This window comes from Azospirillum sp. NS33 (genome assembly GCF_059703765.1).
Map to the genome: position 1 here is coordinate 130881 of NZ_BAAKJB010000014.1, position 22950 is coordinate 153830.

Genomic DNA, 22950 nt, shown 5'->3' on the forward strand with positions numbered 1-22950 from the left:
CGGGCCGGGCGGCCTCACGCCGCGGCCAGGTCGTGTTTGGCCAGCGGCAGCGAGCGGATGCGCTTGCCGGTGGCGGCGAAGATGGCGTTCAGCACCGCCGGTGCCGCCACCGCGATGGTCGGCTCGCCGACCCCGCCCCAGAAGCCGCCCGACGGCATGATGATGGTCTCCACCTCGGGCATCTCGTCGATCCGCATGACCACGTAGGTGTCGAAGTTCTGCTGCTCGATGCGGCCGTCGGCCACCGTGCACGCGCCGTACAGCGCCGCCGACAGGCCGTAGACGAACGAGCCCTCCACCTGGGCCTCGACCTGCTGCGGGTTCACCACGTGCCCGCTGTCGGTCGCCGCGACGATGCGGTGGACCTTCACCCGCCCGTCGGTCACCGACACCTCGGCGCACGCCGCGATGTGGCTGCCGAAGGCGGTGCACTGGGCCAGGCCGCGGAACACGCCCTCCGGCGCCGGGGTGCCCCAGCCGGCCCGCTCGGCGGCGGCCCGCAGCACCGCCGCGTTCTTCGGATGATCCTCCATCAAGGCCAGCCGGAACGCCAGCGGGTCCTTGCCCGCGGCGTGCGCCACCTCGTCGAGGAAGCACTCGGCGTAGATGGTGTTGTGGTTGGCGTTGACGCCGCGCCAGAAGCCCGGCGGCACGTGCGGGTTGCGCATGGCGTGGTCGATCAGCAGGTTCGGCACGCTGTAGGCGAAGGCGTGGTCGCCCCCGGGCGCGAAGCACTGGAAGGCGACGGGGTCGGCGCCGCCGTTCAGGCGTTGCGGCATGAGCCCGGCCAGGATCGACTGCCCGGCGAGCCGGATGCGCAGGGCGGTCAGGTTGCCCGCCGCGTCCAGCCCGGCGGTCAGCCGGCATTGGGTGATCGGGTGGTAGGCGCCGTGGGCCATGTCCTCCTCGCGGGTCCACAGCAGCTTGACCGGGATGCCGGGCATCTGCCGCGCGATCAGGACGGCCTGGCGCACGTAGTCGTGGACCGCCCCGCGCCGCCCGAAGCCGCCGCCGAGGTGGAGCTTGTGGACGTCGCATTGCTGGGGCGCCAGCCCGGCGGCGTCGGCCGTGGCGGCCAGCGCCGCCTCGCCGTTCTGGGTCGGGCACCAGACCTCGCAACGGTCCTGCGTCCACCGTGCGGTGGCGTTCATCGGCTCCATGGTCGCGTGGTGCTGGTAGGGGTACGCGTAGGTCGCCTCCACGGTGCGCGCCGCGGCGGCCAGCGCGGCGGCGGCGTCGCCGTTCTGGTTGCCGACGAAGGCCTGGTCGGCGGTCAGGCCCTCGGCCACGAAGGCGTCGATGGCGGCGCTGGTGACCGCCGCGTGCTCGCCCTCGTCCCAGTCGATCGGCAGGGCGTCGAGCGCGGTCTTGGCCTGCCACCAGCGCTCGGCGACGACGGCGACGGCGTTGTCGTCGACCGCCACCACCGCCCGCACGCCCGGCATGGACCGCACGGCGTCGGCGTCGAAGGACCGCAGGGTTCCGCCGAACACGGGGCATTGCCGGATGGTGGCGTTCAGCATGCCGGGCAGGGTCAGGTCGGCGCCGTAGACCTGGCGGCCGGTGACCTTGTCGGCGGTGTCCAACCGCTTCAGCGGCTTGCCGGCGATGGTCCAGTCCTTGGGGTCCTTCAGCGTCACCTCGGCCGGCACCTCGAGCCGGGCGGCCGCCTCGGCGACCGCGCCGTAGGTGGTGCTGCGGCCCGAGCCGGGGTGGCTGATCACACCCGTCACGACCCGGCACTCGGCCGGTGCGACGCCCCACTCCGCCGCCGCGGCGCTCACCAGCATCATCCGGGCCGCCGCCCCGCCGCGGCGGACGTAGTCGTGGGATTCGCGGATGCCCCGGCTGCCGCCGGTGGAGAAGCTCTGCCAGACCCGGCCGCGCTCCAGGTTGGTGGCCGGCGTGGGGTATTCGGTGGAGACGTTGGCCCAGTCGCACTCCAGCTCCTCGGCGACGAGCTGGGCCAGGCCGGTGAGGGTGCCCTGCCCCATCTCCGAGCGGGCGATGCGGATGATCACCCGCTCGTCGGGTTTCACCACCACCCAGGCGTTGATCTCGTCGGGAAAGCCGACCTGGGCCTGCGCCGTGCCGCCGAGGAAGGGGATCGGGAAGCCGAGGGTGAACCCGGCCGCGGCGCCGCCGACGATGAAGCCGCGGCGCGAGACGTGGAGTGTCGTGGTCATGGTGTCCGCCCTCCTCACGCTTTCCCGTTCGCGGCGCGGTGAATGCCGGCGCGCACGCGCCGGTAGGTCCCGCAGCGGCAGATGTTGGTGATCTCGCCGTCGATGTCGGCGTCGGTGGGCCGGGGATTGGCGGCCAACAGGGCGGCGGCGGCCATGATCATCCCGGCCTGGCAGTAGCCGCATTGCGGCACGTCGAGCGCGACCCAGGCCGTCTGCACGGGGTGGGAGCCGTCGGCCGACAGGCCCTCGATGGTCACGACGCGGTCGGTCTCGGCCACCGCGTCCAGGGGCAGGACGCAGGAGCGCTGCGCCATCCCGTTGACGTGGACGGTGCAGGCGCCGCACTGGGCGACACCGCAGCCGTACTTGGTGCCGGTCAGCCCGAGTTGCTCGCGCAGCACCCAGAGCAGCGGCGTCGCCCCGTCGGCGTCGACCTCGACGGCCTGTCCGTTGACGTTGATCCTGGCCATGAACGCGACCTCCCGATGCATGAAGAACTGGAGAGTGCGGTTCTAGGCGGCAGGTGTCTCCAAACTTTGCCGGGCGAACGGACATTTGTCGCAGAGCGTCCCGGGGGTGGCGGCTGACACAGATTGATACAGGTTCGGCGCGGGCGACCCCTTGCGCGCCGTGGCCCGCGGCGACGCCCCCCCGGGAAGATGCCCCCCAAAACCGTCCGGGAACGACGCGGGCTGGCGAATGCGGTCCAAGAGACATCTTTAGCATGGTACGTGTGGGGTCTCGGCACCGCCGCCCTCTTGTCCGGCCTGAGGAAGCAATGCTCGATTCGCTGTTCGAATGGCTCAAGGACCTGGGCAACGACGCCGGCCCTTACGCGAACCTTCTGGGCGTGGGGGTGCCGGTCCTGACCGCCTCCTTGGCCGGCGTTTCGCTTCTGGCGTTGCGCCGCCTGGACCGATCCCGGGAGGTGATTTCCCAACTGAAGAGCGACATCGAGAGCCGGGATCGGCGGCTCGCGGCGCTGGAAAAGGAAAGAGATCACCTCAAGACGCAAACGGACCGGCTTCCCGAATCCGTGCTGGCCAAGGCAGGCCGGGAACGGCGCGACGGCAACGAGGAGACGGCGGACCGACTGTTGGCGGAGTGGGTGGACCATTGCGGTGAAGCGACGGCGCTGGTCATGGAGGCGCTGGCGAAACGGGCGGTGGCGCATGCGGTGGGCGAGGCCCGCGCCGCAGGACTGGTGGCGGCAGAAGCCTACGCCACCGCCGCGATTCTCTTCTGGCCCCACACCCGCGATGGAGCCGCGTTGCAGCGGGAAGCGGCGTTGCTTCGTCAGCACGAGGGCCAGCCGGCCCTGCCGCTCCCGCAGGCACTGAAGACCCTTGCCGACGACGTGGCGCTGCCGATGTTCGACGCCGAACAGGTCGAGTTGGCCATGACGTTGCACACGCAGGCGGAACGTCTTCGCCTGCGCGGCGTCCCCCATATGGCCCTGCCCCTGGTCGAACGGGCGGAACGTCTGTTTCGACGCCATCTCGGCAAAGGGGCGCTGCAGACCTTCCTGGCGCGCCGGCAGAAAGCGATGTTGCTGAGGGATCTCGGCCGGATCGACGACGCCCTGGCGCTGGTGTCGGGCGATGCCGCAGCGATGCGCGACCATCCCGCCCTCGGCCCCGACCACCCCGAAACCCTGTTCTCCCGCTTTCTGGAGGCCCAACTCCTCGACAATCTCGGCCGCAGCGCGGAAGCCCTGCCCCTCTCCGAGTCCGTCGCCGCGGCAATGACGGCGCACCCGGGGCTGGGTCCCGACCATCCCACCACCCTGGCCAGCCGTTTCCAGGTTGCCCAACTCCTCGACAGCCTTGGCCGGAGCGCGGAGGCTCTGCCCATCGCCCAGGCCATCGCGGACGTCATGGTGGTGCACGCCGGCCTGGGCCCCAGCCATCCCGACACCCTGGCCTGCCGCCTTCAGATCGCCCAGCTCCTCGGCAGCGTTGGCCGGACCGCAGAGGCCCTGCCCATCGCCAAGGATGTCGCCGAGGCGATGGCGTCCAACCCAGGACTGGGGCCTGACCATCCCACCACTCTCAACAGCCGCTATCTGGTCGTCTGGCTGCTCGAGAGCGCCGGCCGGAGCGTGGAGGCCCTGCCCATTGCCGAAGCGGTTGCCGCAGCGCAGGCGTCCCACCCCGGGGTCGGTCCCGACCATCCCAACACCCTGATCAGCCGCATCATGGTCGCCCGACTGCTCGACCGCGTCGGCCGGAGCGCCGAGGCCCTGCCCATCGCCACGGCCGTCGCCACGGCGTACGCGGCGCACCCAGGGCTCGGCCCCGACCATCCGGCGACGCTGCGCGGCCGAGAGCTGGTCGCCAAGGTGCTCGACCGCGTCGGCCGGAGTGCGGACGCCCTTGCCATCGCCAAGGACGTCGCCGCGGCACAGGCCGCGCACCCCGGGCTCGGCCCTGGCCATCCCCACACCCAGAGCAGCCAAGAGCTGGTTGCCCGGTTGCTTGGAGAGACCGCTCCGTCAGACCCGCTGCCCGTTGGCTGTGCGCCGCCGCTGACCTGAGGGAACGGTGGCAGGAGGTGCGGGTCGCTCATGGCCTGCACCCGGTTCGCCGGCATGCGAAAAAGGCCGCCGCGGTTGCCCGCGGCGGCCCATTCCGTACCGATCCCTCAGAGGGGAACGAGGATCACTCGTCGCCCTGCTGGCGGCGCTTCAAGGCGGCGCCGAGGATGTCGCCCAGCGAGGCGCCGGAGTCGGACGAACCGTACTCGGCCATCGCCTGCTTCTCCTCCTCCATCTCGCGGACCTTGATGGACAGCGAGATGCGGCGGGAGCCGCGGTCGATCTGGGTGACCTTGGCGTCGACCTTCTCACCCACCGCGAAGCGCTCGGGGCGCTGCTCGGAGCGCTCGCGCGACAGGTCGGACTTGCGGATGAAGCCGGTAAAGCCCTCGCTCACCGCGACCTCGATGCCACCGTCGGTGACCTGGGTCACCGTGCAGGTCACCACGTCGCCCTTCTTCAGGCCGGCGGTCGCCGACTCGAAGGGATCGGAGGCGAGCTGCTTGATGCCGAGCGAGATGCGCTCCTTCTCGACGTCGACGTCCAGCACCTTGACCTTGACGCGATCGGCCTTCTTGAACTCGGCGATCGCCTCCTCGCCCGACTTGTTCCAGTCGAGGTCGGACATGTGCACCATGCCGTCGATGTCGCCGGGCAGACCCACGAACAGACCGAACTCGGTGATGTTCTTGACCTCGCCCTCCAGCTCCGTGCCCGGGCCGAACTTGTCGAGGAAGGTCTCCCACGGGTTGTCGAGGCACTGCTTCAGGCCGAGGCTGATGCGGCGCTTCTGCGGATCCACGTCCAGGACCATGACCTCGACCTCCTGGGAGGTCGACACGATCTTGCCCGGATGGACGTTCTTCTTGGTCCACGACATCTCGGAGACGTGCACCAGGCCCTCGATCCCCGGCTCCAGCTCCACGAAGGCGCCGTAGTCGGTGATGTTGGTGACGCGGCCCTTGAAGCGGGCGCTGACCGGGTACTTGGCCTCCACGCCCTCCCACGGATCCGCCTCGAGCTGCTTCATGCCGAGGCTGATGCGCTGGGTCTCCGGGTTGAAGCGGATGACCTGGACCGTGACGGTCTGGCCGATCTGCAGCGCCTCGGAGGGGTGGTTGATGCGGCGCCAGGCGATGTCGGTGACGTGCAGCAGGCCGTCCACGCCGCCCAGGTCGACGAACGCACCGTAGTCGGTGATGTTCTTGACCACACCCTGCAGAACCTGGCCTTCCTTGAGGTTGGCCACCAGCTCCGACCGGGCCTCCGCACGGCTCTCCTCGAGCACGGCGCGGCGCGACACCACGATGTTCCCGCGCGAGCGGTCCATCTTCAGGATCTGGAACGGCTGCGGGGTGCCCAGCAGCGGCGAGATGTCGCGCACCGGACGGATGTCCACCTGCGAGCCCGGCAGGAACGCCACGGCGCCGTTGAGGTCGACCGTGAAGCCGCCCTTGACCCGGCCGAAGATGACGCCGGTGACGCGCTGCTGGTCGTTGAACGCCTTCTCGAGCTGGGTCCACGCCTCTTCGCGCTTGGCCTTCTCGCGGGACAGCACGGCCTCGCCGTTCTTGTCCTCCATGCGCTCCAGGTACACCTCGACGGTGTCCCCGGTCTTCAGCTCAGCCGGCTGACCGGGCTGGGCGAACTCCTTCAGCGCGACCCGGCCTTCGGACTTCAGGCCGACGTCGATGGTGACCATGTCGTTCTCGACGGTAACGACGCGGCCCTTGACGACGGTGCCCTCCAGGCTCTCGCTGGTGCCCAGCGACTCCTCCAGAAGAGCGGCAAAGCTCTCCTTGCCCTCTTCGCCGGTCTTGGCCATAGCTTGTGCCATCGAAACTCCTAAGGTTGCAAAAAAGCGCCCCGTCGCTTCCGCCTCCACGGCAACATGGAGAGGATTCGACCGGACCGCCGCACCGGGCCCCACGCCCGGCGACTTGGGTTGACTGTTCCCTGGGTGGACCGACCCCGATCCGCTGGCTTCGTGCCCCGCCCGCTCCTACCGCCCGGCGAGGGGCCCAGGGGCCCGGATGCCGGTGGTCGAGGCGATGTAGGCGACGGCCGCATCGAACGCCGCGTCGGCGCCCAACGCGGACGTATCAAGCACAAATGCGTCGCCAGCCGGCTTGAGCGGGGCCACCGCTCTCTGGCTGTCGCGCGCATCACGGGCCTTCATGTCCTCCAGGACGGCCTCAGGTATAGCGGGGATCCCGCGATCCCGCAACTCCTTGAGTCGCCGCTCGGCCCGCACCTCCACCGAAGCGGTCACGTAGAGCTTGGCGCCGGCGTCCGGGCAGACCACGGTGCCGATGTCCCGGCCGTCCAGCACGGCCCCCGCCGCACCGCCCGGCGGATGGCCGGCGAAGGCGCGCTGGAACTCCAGCAGGGCCTGGCGGACGTCGGGCACCGACGCCACCTTGGAGGCGGCCTGGGCCGCCTCGTCGGAGCGCAGCGCCGGGTCCTTGAGGATGGCGTCGTCGGGCTTGAGCGCGCGGGCGGCCTGGGCGGCGAACACCGCGTCGGCGGGGTCCTTGTCGGCGCGCAGCACGGCCACGCCGACGGCGCGGTAGAGCTGCCCGGTGTCGAGATGGGCGAAGCCGAAGGTGGCGGCGAGGCGCCGCGCCAGGGTGCCCTTGCCGGATGCGGCGGGGCCGTCGATGGCGATGACGGTGGACGGGATCATGGCGTCACCCCTGCGCGATCGCCGCGCCCAGCCCGTTCATCAGGGCGACGAAGCCGGGGAAGCTGGTCTCGATGAAGGCGCCGTCGTCGACCCGGACCGGCTCGGCCGAGGCCATGCCGAAGACCAGGAAGCTCATGGCGATGCGGTGGTCCATGGCGGTCGCCACGGTGGCCCCGCCACGCGGCGGGGCGGCCGCGCCGGTGCCGTGGACGGTGAGGCTGTCGTCGGCCCCGACCTCGACCCGCACGCCGCAGCGGGTCAGCCCCTCGGCGACCATGGCCAGGCGGTCGCTCTCCTTCACCCGCAGCTCCTTGAGGCCGAGCATGGTGGTGGTGCCCTGGGCGAAGGCCGCGGCGACGGCCAGCACCGGGTACTCGTCGATCATCGACGGCGCCCGCTCGGCCGGCACGACGACGCCCTTCAGCGCGCTGCCGCGCACCCGCAGGTCGGCCACCGGCTCGCCCGCCTGGTCGCGGCGGTTCAGAGCGGCGATGTCGGCGCCCATCTCCAACAGCGTGTCGTAGAGGCCGGTGCGGCGCGGGTTCATGCCGACGTCGGTCAGCACCACCTCCGACCCCGGGCGCAGCAGCGCCGCCACCGCCGGGAAGGCGGCCGAGCTGGGGTCGGCCGGCACGTGGATGGGGCGCCCGGTCAGTTCGGGCTGGCCGGTGACCGACACGGCGAGCGCGCCGTCCTCCAGGCGCTCGGTGGTCACGGTGGCGCCGAAATGGCGCAGCATCAGCTCGGTGTGGTCGCGGGTCGGCTCGGCCTCGATCACCGTGGTGACACCCGGCGTGTTGAGCCCGGCCAGCAGCACCGCCGACTTGACCTGGGCCGAGGCCACCGGCAGGCGGTAGGTGATGGGCACCGCCCGGTCGCTGCCCACCACCGCCAGCGGCAGGCGGCCGCCGGAGCGGCCGACGAAGCGCGCCCCCATCTGCTCCAGCGGGCCGATGACCCGGGCCATCGGCCGCTTGTTCAACGACGCGTCGCCGGTGAACACGGCGGTGACGGGATGGGCCGCCACCAGGCCGATCAGCAGGCGTGCCGCGGTGCCGCTGTTGCCCATGTCGAGCACCTGGGCGGGCTCGCCCAGGCCGCCGACGCCGACGCCGCGCACCCGCCAGACGCCGGCCGCATCGCGGTCCGCGCGGGCCCCCAGCGCCCGCATGGCGGCCGCGGTGTGCAGGACGTCCTCCCCCTCCAGCAGGCCGTGGACGACGGTCTCGCCGACCGCCAGCGCCCCGAACATGAGGGCGCGGTGGGAGATCGACTTGTCGCCGGGCACGCGGACGGTACCGGCGAGCGCGCCGGTGGACGAGGAGCGCAGCGGCGTCGCCTGCGGCATGGATCGGGCCCTCGGGCATGGTGGTTCGACGTTGGGCGGAGTTCCTAACACAGGCGCCCCGGTGATGCGAGCGATGGAACGCACCCCCGCCGGCCGCGTTTCCCCCCGCAGCGACCGTCAACAGAACCGACCGGAGGGGCGGCCATGAAGACGACACGGCGCTTCCCGAGCCGCGGCGACGCGGAGCGGTTCCTCGCCGCCGACGGCTACCGTTTCCTCGGCGCGCCGAGCCGGTGGCGCCGCCAGGACACGGCCGCCGTGCTCTACGCCGACGTGGTGTGCCACAACGGCACCGCGGTGGTCATCTTCACCGAGGCCCGCTGCGCCCCGCAGCCGGCCGCCCCCGCCGCCGCCCAGACGGCGGGCTAGCCGCACGCGCCGACCTCACTCACCGACCTCACTCTCCCACCGCCGCCCCCTCGCGCCGCGAGTCGGCACCGCCCAGCAGGCCGTCGGGGGTCACCAGGATGGCCTGGGTGCCCGAGGTCATCTCCATCAGCCGCACGGCGTGGCCGCGCGCCTCCAACGCCGCCGCCCAGCCCTCGGCCTCGGTCCCCGTCTCCAGCTCGGTCGGGCCGTTGCGGCTGCCGACGTTGGGCAGGTCGACCGCCCGCTGCGGGTCGAGCTGCCAGTCGATCAGCGCGACCAGCGTCTTGACCACGTAGCCGATGATCTGGCTGCCGCCGGGCGCGCCGAGCACGGCGTAGAGCGAGCCGTCGGGGCGGAAGACCACGGTGGGCGCCATGGAGCTGCGCGGCCGCTTGCCCGGCTCCACCCGGTTGGCGACCGGGCGGGCGACCCCGTCCTCGACGGCCACGGGGTCGAAGGCGAAGTCGGTGAGCTGGTTGTTGAGCAGCACCCCCTGCACCATCAGCCGCGCCCCGAAGGCGCTCTCGACGGAGGTGGTCATGGAGACCGCGTTGCCGGCCCCGTCCACCACGACGAGGTGGGAGGTGCCGTGCTCCACCCCGTCCGACGCGCCGTGGAGCGCCCCCTCCCGCCACGGCGGCGCACCGGCCGCGGCGGTGCCCATGGAGCGCTGCGGGTCGACCAGCGCGGCCCGCCGGGCGAGGTAGCCGGGGTCGGTCAGGCCGCGCACCGGCACCGGCACGAAGTCGGGATCGGCGAGGTAGCGGGCGCGGTCCGCGAAGGCCAGCCGGCCGGCCTCGGCCAGCCAATGGGCGGCGTCGACCGGGCGCTCCTTCAGCGCCGCCATGTCCCGGGATTCGAGCACGCCGAGGATCTGCAGCACCGCCACGCCGCCGGAGCTGGGCGGTCCCATGCCGCACACCCGGTAGCCACGGTAGCCGCCGCACACCGGCGGCCGGTCCTTGGCGCGGTAGGCGGCGAGGTCGGCCGGCGTCAGGTCGCCCGGGTTGTCCGGATGGGCCGCCACCGCCGCGGCGATCGCCGCGGCGGTGGCGCCTTCGTAGAAGGCCCGGACCCCACCCGCGGCGACGGCGCGCAGGACGGCGGCGTAGGCCGAGTTGCGCAGGGTCGCGCCGACCGGCAGCGGCGCCCCATCGGCGGTGTAGTAGAGGGCGCGCGCCGCCGGGTCGCGGCTGAGGTGGGCGTCCCGGGCCAGCAGGCCGTGCAGGCGCGGCGACACCGGGAATCCGGCCTCGGCGAGGCGGATCGCCGGCTCGAACAGGGCGGCCCAGGGCAGCCGGCCGTGCCGGCGGTGCGCCGTCTCCAGCAGGCGCAGGACCCCGGGAACGCCGACCGAGCGGCCGCCGACCACGGCGTCGTAGAAGTCCATGGGCCGGCCGTCGGGGCCGAGGAAGCGGTCCGGCGTCGCCGCCGCCGGCGCGGTTTCGCGGCCGTCCAGGCTGGTCAGTTCGCCGGCCGCCTGGTCCCAGTGCAGCAGGAAGGCACCGCCGCCCAGGCCGGAGCTCTGCGGCTCCACCAGCCCCAGCACCATCTGCATGGCGACCGTGGCGTCGACGGCGCTGCCGCCGGCCCGCAGGATCGTCCGCCCGGCGTCGGCGGCCAGCGGGTTGGCGGCGGCGGCCATGAAGTGGCGGGCGGTGCCGAGCGCACGCTCGACCCGGCCGGTGTGGCCTTCCGGCGCGACGTCGCTGACGGCGCCGGCCGGGCTGGCCAGGCCGGCCACCGCCAGAGCCGGGACCAGGACCAGGACCAGGGCCAGGGCCAGGGCGGTGGGCCAGCGGGCCCTGGCCCGCCGGTTCGCGGTGCCGGTGACAACAGTGATGGCGGTCGCGGTCATGGGTCCGTGTCCCTCCCCCGGGGCGTTGCGCGCGCCATTTTAGGAAGCGCCGGCCGGCGGCGTAAGGGCCGAGAGCAGCGGCAAAGCGGTTCCCTTCGACCGGGCGCCGGGGAAATCCTTTTGACAAGCGGCCCTGGCCATGGCAAAGGGCCGGCCTTGATGAATTTTCGGGAATGACGGAGGAGTTCGCGTGGCGAAACCGGAATGGGGCGTCAAGCGCATCTGCCCGAGCTGCGGCGCGCGCTATTATGACATGCGCAAGGAACCGCCCGTCTGCCCGACCTGCGGGACCACCTTCGACCCGGAGGCGCTGCTGAAGTCGCGCCGCGCCCGCCCGGCGCCGGTGGAAGAGGTGAAGGCAAAGCCGAAGGTCGTCGACGAGGATCTCGACACCGAAAGCGAGGACACCGAGAAGGAGACCGAGGACACCGAGGACGTCTCCGTCGAGGACATCGAAGAGGGTGGCGACGACACCCCCGACGAGGACGACGACGTGCTGATCGAGGACACCTCCGAACTCGGCGAGGACGACGTCGACGAGGTGGTGGACGTCGAGGGCGAGGACGACGACGAGCGCTGACGCGGCGGTGCCGGCACCGCCGCGAGGCGGTGCGGAGCGGGGCGGGGAAAAATGGCCACGGCGCTGTTTTTTCCCTTGCGTGGCGGGCACGACCCGACCTATATCCCGCTCCACCGACGCCGCCGGCACCGGCGGCATCCCAGGTTTCGGGGCCATAGCTCAGCTGGGAGAGCGCTACAATGGCATTGTAGAGGTCAGGAGTTCGATCCTCCTTGGCTCCACCAAGACACGAAGGCCCGCGCAGCGATGCGCGGGCTTTTTCGTGTGCGCGGGCCTCGTCGCGGGGACCGGCCCGGCCGCCCAAACAGGCGCCGTCCTCTGCCTTGTTTTCAGGCATTTCCGTCGCGCCGGCGGCCGATCGGACGCGACCGAGGATGCGACCGAGGACGCGGCCCCGTGGCATGACGATTGCCACGACGGCGGGGCAGCCGGGCGGTGGCCACCGTGGCCGGCGTCGCGAAACCCGTGGAGGGATCAGCGTTGGAACCCCAGGCGCGACCGGCGCGGGCGCCGGAACCACTCTCGCCCGCCGCGCGCTTCCGACGCACGGCGCTGCAGTGCCGTGTGCGCGACCTGGACCAGCTGTCGGCGGTCAGCGAGCTGGTCCATGACATCGGCGACCTGATCCACGCCCTGCAGAAGGAACGCGGCGCCTCCTCGATCTTCCTCGGCTCCAACGGCGGGCGCTTCGCCGAGCGCCTGGAGCGGCGGAGCGCGGAATGCCGCAGCCTGGACGCTGTGGTGCGCGACCGCCTGGAGCGGGTGGCCGAGCGGCTCGACCGGATGAGTTCGGGCGCGCGCTTCTACGGCCGGGTTGCCGACGCCCTGCTGGCGCTCGACGGGGTCGAGGCTCTGCGCGCGCAGATCCGCGCGCTGGCGCCGGCGCCGCTTGACGCGGTCGCCGCCTTCACCGCCCTCATCGGCCGTCTCCTGGCCGTGGTGTTCGAGGCCGCCGACATCGCCGCCGAACCGGCGATGTCGCGGGGGCTGGTGGCGCTGGTCCATCTCATCCAGGGCAAGGAGCACGCCGGCCAGGAGCGCGCCAACGCCGGAGCCGGCTTCTCGCGTGGGGTCTTCGACGCCGCCGACCAACGCTGCATCCTCCACCTGACGGTGGCCCAGGACCGCGCGTTCCGGGTCTTCGAGGAGTTCGCCGAGCCCGCCCAGGTCGTCCGTCTGCGCGACGCCCTGGCCATTCCCGCCAACGCCGTGGTGGAGCGGATGCGCAAGGCGGCGCTGACCGGCAGCCCGACCGGGATCACCGCCGAGGCCTGGTACGAACAGGCCACCGCCCGGATCGACGCCATGAAGGCGGTTGAGGACGCCCTGGTGGACGAACTGCGCCAGCTCTGCGCCACCACCCTGGCCGCGGCGCGGCGCGACCTGGAGCAGGCCGACGCCGATGGCCGGCTGGGCGGCGGGCTGGGCGGCGGGCTGGGCGGCGGGACCGGCTTCGGGGCCGAGACGGCGGCGCCCGTCGCCATGCTGGTGATGGACGGGGTGCCCGCCGCCGCGGCCACCGGTGACGGGGCGGTGTCCGGGCTCTACACCCTGGACGGCGTCCGGCCGCGGCTGATGCGCTCGGTGGGCGACCTGATGGGCGCGCAGACCCGGCTGCTCCAGGACATCAGCAGCCAGCTCGAATCCGCCCGCGCCGCCCTGCACGAGCGCAAGGTCATCGACCGCGCCAAGGGCCTGCTGATGACCAGCCGCGGCCTGGGCGAGAAGGAGGCCTACGCGCTGCTGCGCCGGACCGCGATGAATCAGAACAAGCGCATCGTCCAGGTGGCCGAGGCGGTGGTCAGCATGGCCGAGATCCTCGGCGCGACCCAGGGCGGGCCAAACGCCGGATAGGCACGCCGGATCGGCGCGCCGCGACTTTTATTTTTCCGCGGACGCATCTTAGAACAATTCCAGATGTTGTCTCCGCCGAGGCGCTTGCGCGGCACCGGTCGCGCTTGCCACCCGACACCCGGAACGCGGAGAGAACCATGGCCACCACGCCCCCTGCCAAACCCCCTGCCAAGTCCTTGAAAGCCGCCACCATCGGCGACGAGAAGATCCAGCGCGGCGCCGGCGGCGAGACCCACCAGACGGCCGGTGGCGACGTGCCGACGCTGACCACCCAGCAGGGCACGCCGGTGTCCGACGACCAGAACTCGCTGAAGCTGGGGAGCCGCGGGCCGACGCTGATGGAGGATTTCCACCTCCGTGAGAAGATCTTCCACTTCGACCACGAGCGCATCCCCGAGCGCGTGGTGCACGCCCGCGGCTTCGGCGCCCACGGCGTCTTCGAAACCTACGACTCCCTCGCCGACGTCACCGCCGCCGACATCTTCCAGCGCGCCGGCGAGCAGACGCCGGTGTTCGTGCGATTCTCCACCGTCGCCGGCAACAAGGGCTCGGCCGACGTGGCCCGCGACGTCCGCGGCTTCGCCGTGAAGTTCTACACCAAGGAAGGGAACTGGGATCTCGTCGGCAACAACATCCCGGTGTTCTTCATCCAGGACGCCATCAAGTTCCCCGACCTGATCCACGCCGCCAAGCAGGAGCCCGACCGCGGCTTCCCCCAGGCGCAGACCGCCCACGACAATTTCTGGGACTTCATCTCGCTGAGCCCGGAAGCCATGAACATGGCGCTGTGGATCATGTCGGACCGGACGATCCCGCGCTCGTTCCGCTTCATGGAGGGGTTCGGCGTCCACACCTTCCGGCTGGTCAACGCCGAGGGCGGGTCGACCTTCGTGAAGTTCCACTGGAAGCCCAAGCTGGGCCTGCAGTCGGTGGCGTGGAACGAGGCGCTGAAGCTGAACGGCGCCGATCCCGACTTCCACCGCCGCGACCTGTGGGACGCCATCCAGTCCGGCGACTTCCCGGAATGGGAGCTCGGCATGCAGCTCTTCGACGAGGCCTTCGCCGACACCTTCCCCTTCGACGTCCTCGATCCCACCAAGATCATCCCGGAGGAGGACGTCCCGGTGCGCCGCGTCGGCCGCCTGGTGCTCAACCGCTGCGTCGACAACTTCTTCGCCGAGACCGAGCAGGTGGCGTTCCAGACCAACAACATCGTGCCCGGCATCGACTTCACCAACGACCCGCTGCTCCAGGGCCGCAACTTCTCCTACCTGGACACCCAGTTGAAGCGGCTGGGCGGCCCCAACTTCAACCACCTGCCGATCAACGCGCCGAAGTGCCCGTTCCACCATTTCCAGCAGGATGGCCACATGGCCTTCCACAACCCCAAGGGCCGGGCGAACTACGAGCCGAACTCCTGGGGCGGGGCGGCGGGCGGCCCCCGCGAGGACCCTGAGCGGGGCTTCCGCAGCCATCCCGCGCCGGAGAGCGGGGAGAAGCGGCGCGCCCGCAGCGAGCTGTTCGCCGACCACTACAGCCAGGCGCGCCAGTTCTACCTCAGCCAGACCCCGGTGGAGCAGGAGCACATCAAGGGCGCCTTCACCTTCGAGCTGAGCAAGGTCGAGACCCCGGCGATCCGGGCGCGCATGGTCGCCCACCTGCTGAACGTGGACAAGACCCTGGCCAAGGCGGTGGCCGACGGGCTGGGGATGACCGAGCTGCCCAAGGCCGCCACGCCGGCCCGCAAGGTGGTCGACGGCCTCGCCCCGTCGCCGGCGCTGAGCATCCTCAAGAACGGGCCGGACCGCTTCAAGGGCCGCAAGATCGGGGCGCTGGTCAGCAACGGCACCGACGCCGCCCTGCTGGCGGCGCTCGAGAAGGCGGCGGCCGAGGAGGGCGCCATGGTGGAGCTGGTGGCGCCCACGGTGGGCGGCGTCACCTTGAGCGACGGCAGCCTGCGCCCGGCCAAGCAGAAGATCACCGGCGGCCCCTCGGTGCTCTACGACGCGGTGGCCGTGCTGATCTCCAAGGAGGGCACGGCGCTGCTCGCCAAGGAGGCGACGGCCAAGGACTTCGTCAGCGACGCCTACGCCCACGCCAAGTTCATCGCCTTCACGGCGGACGCCAAGCCGTTGCTGGACGCGGCGGGGGCGGTGCCGGACGCGGGCATGGTGGCGCTGGCCGACCCCGCCGACACGGCCGGCTTCGTCACCGCCTGCCGCGCCCTGCGCTTCTGGGACCGCGAGCCGCTGGTGCACGCGGTGTGATGGCGACCTTCCCCTCCCCCGGCCGGGGGAGGGGAAGGGGTGTGGGAAGGGAGAGGGAGAGGGTCAGTCCGCCCGGCTTCGGGCACGCACGGTCCGGGGGTCGATGCCCAGCGCCTTCATCCGTGAGCTGACGGTGGTGGGCGGCAGGCCGAGGCGCTCGGCCGCGCCGCCCGGACCGGACACCTTGCCGCCGGCCGCCTCCAGGGCGGCCAGCAGGTTGCCGCGCAGGCGCGCCCGCCGCTCGCGCTCGGTCTCCACGCCGTCGGCGCCGGCGCCCGTCGCGGTTCCCGCGGGCGGCGGCGTCTCCTCGGTGCCCGGCACCGGCAGGTCCAGGGCGATGCGCCCGTTCTTGGCGAGGATGGCGGCCCGCTCCATCACGTTCTGCAGCTCGCGCACGTTGCCCGGCCAGGGATAGGCCATCAGCTTGCGCACGTCGCCCTCGGTCAGGGTGAGGTCGCCGCCGCGACCCTTGCGCGCGGCGTCGCGCAGGAAATGGGCGGCCAGCAGCGGGATGTCCTCGGGCCGCTCGCGCAGGGGCGGGGATTCGATGGGGAAGACGTCGAGGCGGAAATAGAGGTCACGGCGGAACCGGCCGCGCTCGACCTCGTCGCGCAGGTCGCGGTTGGTGGCGGCGACGATGCGCACGTCGACCTTGCGGGTGCGCTCGTCCCCGACCCGCTCGAACTGGCTGTCCTGGAGAACGCGCAGCAGCTTGCCCTGGAGGTCGTAGGGGATCTCGCCGACCTCGTCGAGGAACAGGGTGCCGCCGTCGGCCAGCTCGAAGCGGCCGACGCGGTCGCGCAGCGCCCCGGTGAAGGCGCCGCGGGCGTGGCCGAAGAACTCGCTCTCGAACAGCTCGCGCGGGATCGCCGCGCAGTTCACCCGGATCAGCGGCCGGCCCGACCGCTGGCTGGCGTCGTGGATGGCCCGCGCGATCAGCTCCTTGCCGGTCCCGGACTCGCCGGTGATCAGCACCGAGGCGTCGGTGGGCGCCACCAGGTCCACCTGCTGGAGGATCTTCTCCACCGCGGCGCTGCGGCCGATGATGCCGCGGTGGTTGGAGGTGATGCGGATCTCCTCCTGGAGGTAGGCGTTCTCCTGCTCCAGCCGCTCGCGCAGCCGGTCGACCTCGGCCAGGGCGGCACGCAGGCGGCCGTCGGCCTCGTGGCGCTGGGTGACGTCGCGGAACACGACCACGGCGCCCGCCACCGTGTCGGCGACGCGGATCGGCGTGGAGGTGTACTCCACCCAGATCGGCTTGCCGTCACGCCGCCAGAACACCTCGTCCGACACCCGGTGCACCTGGCCGTCGCGGAAGGCGGCGTAGATCGGGCACTCGTGGGCCGGGTATTCGGACCCGTCGGCGTGGTGGTGATGCATGACCGAGTGGATGTCCCGGCCCAGCAGCTGCTCGGCCGGCCAGCCCAGGATGCGCTCGGCGGCGGGGTTGACGAAGGTCGCCTTGCCCTCGGCGTTGACGCCGTAGATGCCCTCCCCCGCCGCCTGGAGGATCAGGTGGTTCTCCCGCTCGATGTCCTGGAACACCCGCTCGACCCGGCGCCAGTGGCTGATGCCGTCGCGCAGGTAGAGCTCGCCCTCCTCGTCGATGTCGCGCCGGCGCCGGGCGTCCAGGTCGTAGAAGGCCAGCAGCATGGCGTCGCCGCCGGGCAGCAGCGTGCCCGCGCATTCCAGGCGGAGCTGCCGGCCCCCGGCGTGGCGCGCGGTCAGCGCGCGCGTCCACCACTGGCCCTTGGCGATCACCGCCTCGGTGAACACCAGCAGCGCCGGCTCCTGGCCGTGGTGCAGGTCGGTGATGCTCATGCCGCACAGCAGGGTGCCGTCGTAGCCCAGCAGGCGGCACGCCGCGGGGTTGGCGTCGACGATCCGCCCGGTGTCGAACGCCACCACAATGGCCGCGTCCACGCCGTGCCGGAACGCCCGCCCCTCCACCCCCTCGATCGCACCGCCGTCCACGGGCCGCCTCACGAAATGTCGCGATTGCCGTCACGATAATTCGTCATTCGCGACATCTCGTCAAGGCCGCACCGCGGACGGGGCGCCCCGCGGGCCGCGGATTCCGCGGCGTCCACCCCCCTATCCCAAGGTGGCACGCCTGTTGCTCTGACCCCGGCGAGCCGAACGCGACCGCCCGCGTCGCCCCGAGGAGAAGGAAAAGACCATGGCCACCTTCGACGATCCCTTCGACCAAGGACGCACCCTGACCCGCTCCGGCTGCTCGTGCGGCCACCATGCCTCCCAGGCCGAGCACAACGCCGCGCTGGCCGGCGAGGACGCCCGCCTCAGCCGCGTCGTCGAGGGTGCGGTCATGCGCGCCCTGTTCCCCAACGACACCACCCGGCGCGCCTTCCTGCGCGCGGTGGGAAGCTCCACCGCCGCCGCGGCCCTCGCCTCGGTGCTGCCGATGGGCATGGTGGCCGACGCGTTCGCCGCCACCGGCCCGCTGGAGAAGACGGATCTCAAGGTCGGCTTCATCCCCATCACCTGCGCCACGCCGATCATCATGGCCCACCCCATGGGCTTCTACGAGAAGCACAAGCTGAACGTGGAGGTGGTGAAGACGGCGGGCTGGGCCGTGGTTCGCGACAAGACCCTGAACGGCGAGTACGACGCCGCCCACATGCTGTCGCCGATGCCGCTGGCCATCACCATGGGGGCCGGCTCCAACCCCATCCCCTACACCATGCCGGCGGTGGAGAACGTCAACGGCCAGGCCATCACCCTGGCCATGAAGCACAAGGACCGGCGCGATCCCAAGGACTGGAAGGGCTTCAAGTTCGGGGTGCCCTTCGACTACTCCATGCACAACTACCTGCTGCGCTACTACCTGGCCGAGGCCGGGATCGATCCCGACGCCGACGTCCAGATCCGCTCGGTGCCGCCGCCCGAGATGGTCGCCAACCTGCGCGCCGACAATCTCGACGGCTTCCTCGCCCCGGACCCGGTCAACCAGCGCGCGGTCTACGACGGCGTCGGCTTCATCCACATCCTGTCCAAGGACATCTGGGACCGCCACCCCTGCTGCGCCTTCGCCGCGTCGGAAAAGTTCGTCACGGAGATGCCGAACACCTACGCCGCGCTGATGCGGGCGATCATGGAATCGACCGCCTACGCCACCAAGCCGGAGAACCGCAAGGAGATCGCCGCCGCGATCGCCCCGGCCAACTACCTGAACCAGCCGGTGACGGTGGTCGAGCAGGTGCTGACCGGGACCTTCGCCGACGGCCTGGGCAACGTGAAGAAGGTGCCGGACCGCATCGACTTCGACCCGTTCCCGTGGGAGAGCTTCGCGGTGTGGATCCTCACCCAGATGAAGCGCTGGGGCCAGATCCAGGGCGACGTGGACTACGCCGCGCTGGCCAAGAAGGTCTACCTCGCCACCGACGCCGCGCGCCTGATGAAGGACGCCGGCCTGACCCCGCCGGAGGCGACCAGCAAGAGCTTCTCGGTGATGGGCAAGGTCTTCGATCCGGCCGACCCCGAGGGCTACGTCAACTCCTTCGCCATCAAGCGCACGGGCTGAGGAGGCCGACGGCATGACCGGCTCCCTCACCCTGCGCGCCGGGGTGCTCTCCGTCCTCATCCTCGGGGCGTTCCTCCTGGTCTGGCACCTGGCGACCCGCGGCAGCGGGGTCGCCGCGGACATGGACCCGGAATACGCCGCGCTGATGGGGGCGACGGCGACCCAGGGGGCCTCGGCGATGCCGGGGCCCCTGGAGGTCGGCGCCACCTTGTGGAAGCACCTGCGCGACCCGTTCTACGTCAACGGCACCAACGACATGGGCGTGGGCATCCAGATCGCCTACTCGATCGGCCGGGTCGCCATCGGCTATCTGCTGGCGGTGCTGGTGGCGGTGCCCGCCGGCTTCCTCATCGGCATGTCGCCGCTGATGTCGAAGGCCCTCGATCCCTTCATCCAGGTGATGAAGCCGATCTCGCCGCTCGCCTGGATGCCGCTGGCCCTCTACACCATCAAGGACAGCGGGCTGTCGGCCATCTTCGTGATCTTCATCTGCTCGCTGTGGCCGATGCTGGTGAACACCGCCTTCGGCGTGGCCAGCGTGCGCAAGGAGTGGCTGAACGTCGCCCGCACCCTGGAGGTCGGGCCGCTGCGCCGGGCCTTCCAGGTGATCCTGCCCGCCGCGGCCCCGACCATCCTCACCGGCATGCGGATCTCCATCGGCATCGCCTGGCTGGTGATCGTCGCCGCGGAGATGCTCGTGGGCGGCACCGGCATCGGCTACTTCGTCTGGAACGAGTGGAACAACCTGTCGATCACCAACGTGATCACCGCGATCCTGGTGATCGGCGTCATCGGCATGGTGCTCGACCAGATGCTGGCCCGCCTCGCCCGCCTCGTCACCTTCCCGGAGTGAGCGCGATGACGGAAAAGCCCCTGATCTCGATGGAAGGCATCGCCCGGCGCTACCCCGCGCCCGGCGGCGGCCAGACCACCATCTTCGAGGACCTCTGGCTGCCGGTGAGGCGCGGCGAGTTCGTCTGCGTGATCGGCCATTCCGGCTGCGGCAAGACGACGGTCCTCAACATCCTCGCCGGTCTCGACGCGCCCAGCGCGGGCGCGGTGATCGTCGATGGCCAGGAGATCGCCGGCCCCAGCCTCGACCGCGCGGTGATCTTCCAGAGCCACGCGCTGCTGCCGTGGCGCAGCGTGCTGGGCAACGTCACCTTCGCCGTCCGCTCGCGCTGGGCGGACAAGCCCAGGGAGTGGATCGAGACCCAGGCCCGGCGCTTCATCGCGCTGGTCGGGCTGGCCGGGGCGGAGCGCAAGCGCCCGGCCGAGCTGTCGGGCGGCATGAAGCAGCGCGTCGGCATCGCCCGGGCGCTGTCCATCGAGCCCAAGATCCTGCTGATGGACGAGCCGTTCTCGGCGCTCGACGCGCTGACCCGCGGCACGCTCCAGGACGAGGTGCGGCGCATCTGCCTCGACACCGGGCAGACCACCTTCATGATCACCCACGACGTCGACGAGGCCATGTACCTGGCCGACCGCATCGTCCTGATGACCAACGGGCCGGGGGCCTGCGTGGCGGAGATCGTCGACAACCCGCTGCCCCGCGACCGCGAGCGCACCGACCTGCACCGCCACCCCCACTACTACACGCTGCGCAACCACCTGCTGGACTTCCTGGTGACGCGCAGCCGCACCTTCCGCGACTCCCCGCCGCCCGGCTACGACCGCCGCCACCCGCCGGTGGTGCGGCCGGGGGCGGCCCCCCAACCGGTGCCGCCGGCCGACACCCACGAGAATGCCGACGACGCCGCCCTTCCCCAGTTTGCCACTCGGAGACTCCCATGAAGCGCGACGACCTGACCGAAAAGATCCTCGACGTGAAGCGCGAGAAGGGTCTGACCTGGGGCGACATCGCCGAGGCCATCGGCGGATATTCCCCGATCTTCCTGACCGCCGCCCTGATGGGCCAGATGAAGCTGCCCAGGCCCCAGGCGGAGAAGGCGGCGGCGCTGTTCGGCCTGACCGAGGCCGAGACCAAGCTGCTGAACGAGGTCCCCTACCGCGGCTCGCTGCCGACGCTGCCGCCGACCGACCCGCTGGTCTACCGCCTCTTCGAGGTGGTCCAGGTCTACGGCACCACCATGAAGGAGCTGATCCAGGAGGAGTTCGGCGACGGCATCATGTCGGCCATCGACTTCGACATGGAGATGGAGCGCAAGGCCCATCCCAAGGGCGACCGGGTCAAGATCACGCTGACCGGCAAGTTCCTGCCCTACAAGTACTACGGCGCCGAAGAAGGCCTGCCCGAGTACGGCTTCGGCAATCCCTGACCCCGCGCGCGCCCGCGGCGGCCGGTCCCGCCGGCCCCTGCGGGCGCCCGCCCAGACATCGAGACCCCGCCATGGCGCAACGCCCGCCCCTGCCCCCCTTCACCCGCGAGACCGCCATCCAGAAGGCCCGCATGGCCGAGGACGCCTGGAACAGCCGGGACCCCCAGCGGGTGGCGCTGGCCTACACCGAGGACAGCCGCTGGCGCAACCGGTCGGAGTTCTTCCAGGGCCGCCCCGCCATCGCCGAGTTCCTGACCCGCAAATGGGAGAAGGAGCACGACTACCGCCTGATCAAGGAGCTGTGGGCCTTCGACGGCAACCGCATCGCCGTGCGCTTCCAGTACGAATGGCACGACGGCGCCGGCCAATGGTACCGCGCCTACGGCAACGAGCAGTGGGAGTTCGACGACGACGGCCTGATGCGCCGCCGCGAGGCCAGCATCAACGACGTGCCCATCGACGCCGCCGACCGCCGCTTCCTGTGGGAGGCCGGGCCGCGCCCCGCCGACCACCCCGGCCTCACCGAGCTGGGCCTCTGACGGCCGTCCCCTTCCCCGTCCCGACCCATTCCGGAGCCCGCCCATGACCGCCACCCCCGACGCGCTGCGCGGCCACTGCACCCGGCTCGGCGTGCAGATCGGCGCCCTGGCCACGGCGTTGATCGACGAGGAGCGGGTGCTGGAGGCGACGCCGGAGCGCAAGGCGCTGCTCGCCGATTTCGCCGATTTCCGCGCCCCCATGGGGCTGGCCATGGGCCATCTCCGTGGCTTCCTGTCGACCGGCGACCCGGCGCTGCGCACGGCGTTCGACACGTCCTACGCGACCTCGGCGGCTGCCTTCCGGCGCATCGCCGCCGCCGGGGGCCTGCTGACCGCCACCCAGGGGCTGGTGGTGGAGTCGCTGACCGGCGCCGTGGCCGAACTGGACAGCGTGGTCGCCGCGCTGCTGGCCGCGGCGCCGCCGCCGGCCGCCGCCGGCCGGCGCCACGCCGCGGCGGGCTCGGAGGCCGGCGAGGCGTGCGCCCGGCTGTCCAGCCGGCTGACCGCCGCCCTCACCACCATGCTGGACGCCGAGCGCACCCTGCCGGCGACGCCGGAGCGCAAGGAACTGCTGGCGCAGATCGTCGACGTGCGCGGTCCCATCGGCATCGCCTCGTCCCACCTGCGCGACTACCTGCAGGACGGCGCCCCGGCGGGCCGCCGCCTGTTCGCCCAGTTCCGCGACCGCGCCGCTGCCGCCTGGGGGCGGCTGGAGGCGATGCGGCCGCAGATGGTGCCGCACCAGGCCACCGCCTTCACCGAGGCCGCCGCGGCCTGGGCCGCCTACGGCCCCGCCGCCGCCGCCGCCATGGCCGCGCGCGACGCCGTCGCGGCGGCGGCGGCCACCACCGGGGCCGCCGCCGACCGGCTGGCGCTGGCCATCGGTGCGCTGGCCGTGGCCGCGCCC

At 71.8% G+C, this 22950-nt stretch carries 18 protein-coding genes and 1 tRNA gene; 12 read left to right on the forward strand and 7 right to left on the reverse strand.

Translation table 11 applies throughout. From position 1 onward, the window contains the following. Nucleotides 1-14: 14 nt before the first annotated feature. Nucleotides 15-2186: a xanthine dehydrogenase family protein molybdopterin-binding subunit gene (locus AC6H2I_RS14465; protein ID WP_497501360.1), complete on the reverse strand. Its 2172-nt coding sequence runs from the start codon at nucleotides 2184-2186 to the stop codon at nucleotides 15-17. Between the two features lie 14 nt (nucleotides 2187-2200). Continuing rightward, complete coding sequence (locus tag AC6H2I_RS14470; RefSeq protein WP_497501361.1) at nucleotides 2201-2656, reverse strand: (2Fe-2S)-binding protein; 456 nt, start codon at nucleotides 2654-2656, stop codon at nucleotides 2201-2203. Between the two features lie 308 nt (nucleotides 2657-2964). Here AC6H2I_RS14470 and AC6H2I_RS14475 point away from each other — a divergent pair, with 308 nt between their 5' ends. Continuing rightward, entirely contained in the window at nucleotides 2965-4722 is a 1758-nt protein-coding gene (locus tag AC6H2I_RS14475; protein WP_497501362.1) for a tetratricopeptide repeat-containing protein, read from the forward strand. 124 nt (nucleotides 4723-4846) lie between these two features. On the opposite strand, the gene rpsA is transcribed toward AC6H2I_RS14475, so the two are convergent. The 3 genes from rpsA to aroA all read right to left on the reverse strand — a co-directional run bounded on the left by rpsA (nucleotide 4847) and on the right by aroA (nucleotide 8756). After that, nucleotides 4847-6559, reverse strand: coding sequence for a 30S ribosomal protein S1 (gene rpsA / locus AC6H2I_RS14480; RefSeq protein WP_497501363.1), 1713 nt, complete (start codon nucleotides 6557-6559; stop codon nucleotides 4847-4849). 165 nt (nucleotides 6560-6724) lie between these two features. Beyond that, entirely contained in the window at nucleotides 6725-7408 is a 684-nt protein-coding gene (gene cmk, locus AC6H2I_RS14485) for a (d)CMP kinase (RefSeq protein ID WP_497501364.1), read from the reverse strand. Nucleotides 7409-7412: 4 nt separating this feature from the next. Further along, a complete protein-coding gene (gene aroA / locus AC6H2I_RS14490; protein WP_497501365.1) occupies nucleotides 7413-8756 on the reverse strand; it encodes a 3-phosphoshikimate 1-carboxyvinyltransferase in 1344 nt (447 codons plus the stop codon). A 144-nt stretch (nucleotides 8757-8900) separates the two neighbouring features. Here aroA and AC6H2I_RS14495 point away from each other — a divergent pair, with 144 nt between their 5' ends. Then, entirely contained in the window at nucleotides 8901-9125 is a 225-nt protein-coding gene (locus AC6H2I_RS14495) for a hypothetical protein (RefSeq protein ID WP_497501366.1), read from the forward strand. 28 nt (nucleotides 9126-9153) lie between these two features. Here the strand turns inward: AC6H2I_RS14495 and ggt are convergent, their stop codons facing one another. Next, nucleotides 9154-10983: a gamma-glutamyltransferase gene (gene ggt, locus AC6H2I_RS14500; protein WP_497501367.1), complete on the reverse strand. Its 1830-nt coding sequence runs from the start codon at nucleotides 10981-10983 to the stop codon at nucleotides 9154-9156. A 190-nt stretch (nucleotides 10984-11173) separates the two neighbouring features. Here ggt and AC6H2I_RS14505 point away from each other — a divergent pair, with 190 nt between their 5' ends. The 4 genes from AC6H2I_RS14505 (at nucleotide 11174) to katE (ending at nucleotide 15684) form a co-directional block, all read left to right on the forward strand. Further along, on the forward strand, nucleotides 11174-11563 hold the full coding sequence (locus tag AC6H2I_RS14505; protein ID WP_497501368.1) for a TIGR02300 family protein: 390 nt from the start codon (nucleotides 11174-11176) through the stop codon (nucleotides 11561-11563). Nucleotides 11564-11711: 148 nt separating this feature from the next. Further along, nucleotides 11712-11787, forward strand: a tRNA-Ala gene (locus tag AC6H2I_RS14510). A 340-nt stretch (nucleotides 11788-12127) separates the two neighbouring features. After that, nucleotides 12128-13417 carry a nitrate- and nitrite sensing domain-containing protein gene (locus tag AC6H2I_RS14515; RefSeq protein WP_497501369.1) on the forward strand — a complete coding sequence of 430 codons (1290 nt, stop codon included), beginning with the start codon at nucleotides 12128-12130 and terminating at the stop codon, nucleotides 13415-13417. Between the two features lie 137 nt (nucleotides 13418-13554). Continuing rightward, on the forward strand, nucleotides 13555-15684 hold the full coding sequence (katE, locus tag AC6H2I_RS14520; RefSeq protein WP_497501370.1) for a catalase: 2130 nt from the start codon (nucleotides 13555-13557) through the stop codon (nucleotides 15682-15684). Nucleotides 15685-15747: 63 nt separating this feature from the next. Here the strand turns inward: katE and AC6H2I_RS14525 are convergent, their stop codons facing one another. Next, complete coding sequence (locus AC6H2I_RS14525) at nucleotides 15748-17658, reverse strand: sigma-54 interaction domain-containing protein (protein ID WP_497501371.1); 1911 nt, start codon at nucleotides 17656-17658, stop codon at nucleotides 15748-15750. 205 nt (nucleotides 17659-17863) lie between these two features. Between AC6H2I_RS14525 and AC6H2I_RS14530 the strand changes: the two genes are divergently transcribed. The 6 genes from AC6H2I_RS14530 to AC6H2I_RS14555 all read left to right on the forward strand — a co-directional run. Then, nucleotides 17864-19225 (forward strand): CmpA/NrtA family ABC transporter substrate-binding protein, encoded by a 1362-nt coding sequence (locus tag AC6H2I_RS14530; protein WP_497501372.1) that lies wholly within the window; start codon nucleotides 17864-17866, stop codon nucleotides 19223-19225. A gap of 13 nt (nucleotides 19226-19238) precedes the next feature. Beyond that, nucleotides 19239-20078, forward strand: a complete 840-nt coding sequence (gene ntrB, locus AC6H2I_RS14535) for a nitrate ABC transporter permease (protein WP_497501373.1) — start codon at nucleotides 19239-19241, stop codon at nucleotides 20076-20078. A gap of 5 nt (nucleotides 20079-20083) precedes the next feature. Next, a complete protein-coding gene (locus AC6H2I_RS14540; protein ID WP_497501374.1) occupies nucleotides 20084-21019 on the forward strand; it encodes an ABC transporter ATP-binding protein in 936 nt (311 codons plus the stop codon). After that, on the forward strand, nucleotides 21016-21504 hold the full coding sequence (gene cynS, locus AC6H2I_RS14545; protein WP_497501375.1) for a cyanase: 489 nt from the start codon (nucleotides 21016-21018) through the stop codon (nucleotides 21502-21504). Before AC6H2I_RS14540 ends, cynS begins: the two co-directional genes overlap by 4 nt. Before the next feature lie 71 nt (nucleotides 21505-21575). After that, complete coding sequence (locus AC6H2I_RS14550) at nucleotides 21576-22043, forward strand: nuclear transport factor 2 family protein (RefSeq protein ID WP_497501376.1); 468 nt, start codon at nucleotides 21576-21578, stop codon at nucleotides 22041-22043. 43 nt (nucleotides 22044-22086) lie between these two features. Beyond that, on the forward strand, nucleotides 22087-22950 hold an 864-nt coding region (locus tag AC6H2I_RS14555), incomplete at its 3' end, for a hypothetical protein (RefSeq protein ID WP_497501377.1).

Bases quoted from the DNA above. Each gene is read 5' to 3' on its own strand.
- AC6H2I_RS14540 (WP_497501374.1), top strand. From the start codon at position 20,084: ATGACGGAAAAGCCCCTGATCTCGATGGAAGGCATCGCCCGGCGCTAC.
- ggt (WP_497501367.1), bottom strand. From the start codon at position 10,983: ATGACCGCGACCGCCATCACTGTTGTCACCGGCACCGCGAACCGGCGG.
- katE (WP_497501370.1), top strand. From the start codon at position 13,555: ATGGCCACCACGCCCCCTGCCAAACCCCCTGCCAAGTCCTTGAAAGCC.
- rpsA (WP_497501363.1), bottom strand. From the start codon at position 6,559: ATGGCACAAGCTATGGCCAAGACCGGCGAAGAGGGCAAGGAGAGCTTT.
- AC6H2I_RS14550 (WP_497501376.1), top strand. From the start codon at position 21,576: ATGGCGCAACGCCCGCCCCTGCCCCCCTTCACCCGCGAGACCGCCATC.
- AC6H2I_RS14530 (WP_497501372.1), top strand. From the start codon at position 17,864: ATGGCCACCTTCGACGATCCCTTCGACCAAGGACGCACCCTGACCCGC.
- AC6H2I_RS14470 (WP_497501361.1), bottom strand. From the start codon at position 2,656: ATGGCCAGGATCAACGTCAACGGACAGGCCGTCGAGGTCGACGCCGAC.
- aroA (WP_497501365.1), bottom strand. From the start codon at position 8,756: ATGCCGCAGGCGACGCCGCTGCGCTCCTCGTCCACCGGCGCGCTCGCC.
- cynS (WP_497501375.1), top strand. From the start codon at position 21,016: ATGAAGCGCGACGACCTGACCGAAAAGATCCTCGACGTGAAGCGCGAG.
- AC6H2I_RS14475 (WP_497501362.1), top strand. From the start codon at position 2,965: ATGCTCGATTCGCTGTTCGAATGGCTCAAGGACCTGGGCAACGACGCC.
- AC6H2I_RS14465 (WP_497501360.1), bottom strand. From the start codon at position 2,186: ATGACCACGACACTCCACGTCTCGCGCCGCGGCTTCATCGTCGGCGGC.
- AC6H2I_RS14495 (WP_497501366.1), top strand. From the start codon at position 8,901: ATGAAGACGACACGGCGCTTCCCGAGCCGCGGCGACGCGGAGCGGTTC.
- cmk (WP_497501364.1), bottom strand. From the start codon at position 7,408: ATGATCCCGTCCACCGTCATCGCCATCGACGGCCCCGCCGCATCCGGC.
- ntrB (WP_497501373.1), top strand. From the start codon at position 19,239: ATGACCGGCTCCCTCACCCTGCGCGCCGGGGTGCTCTCCGTCCTCATC.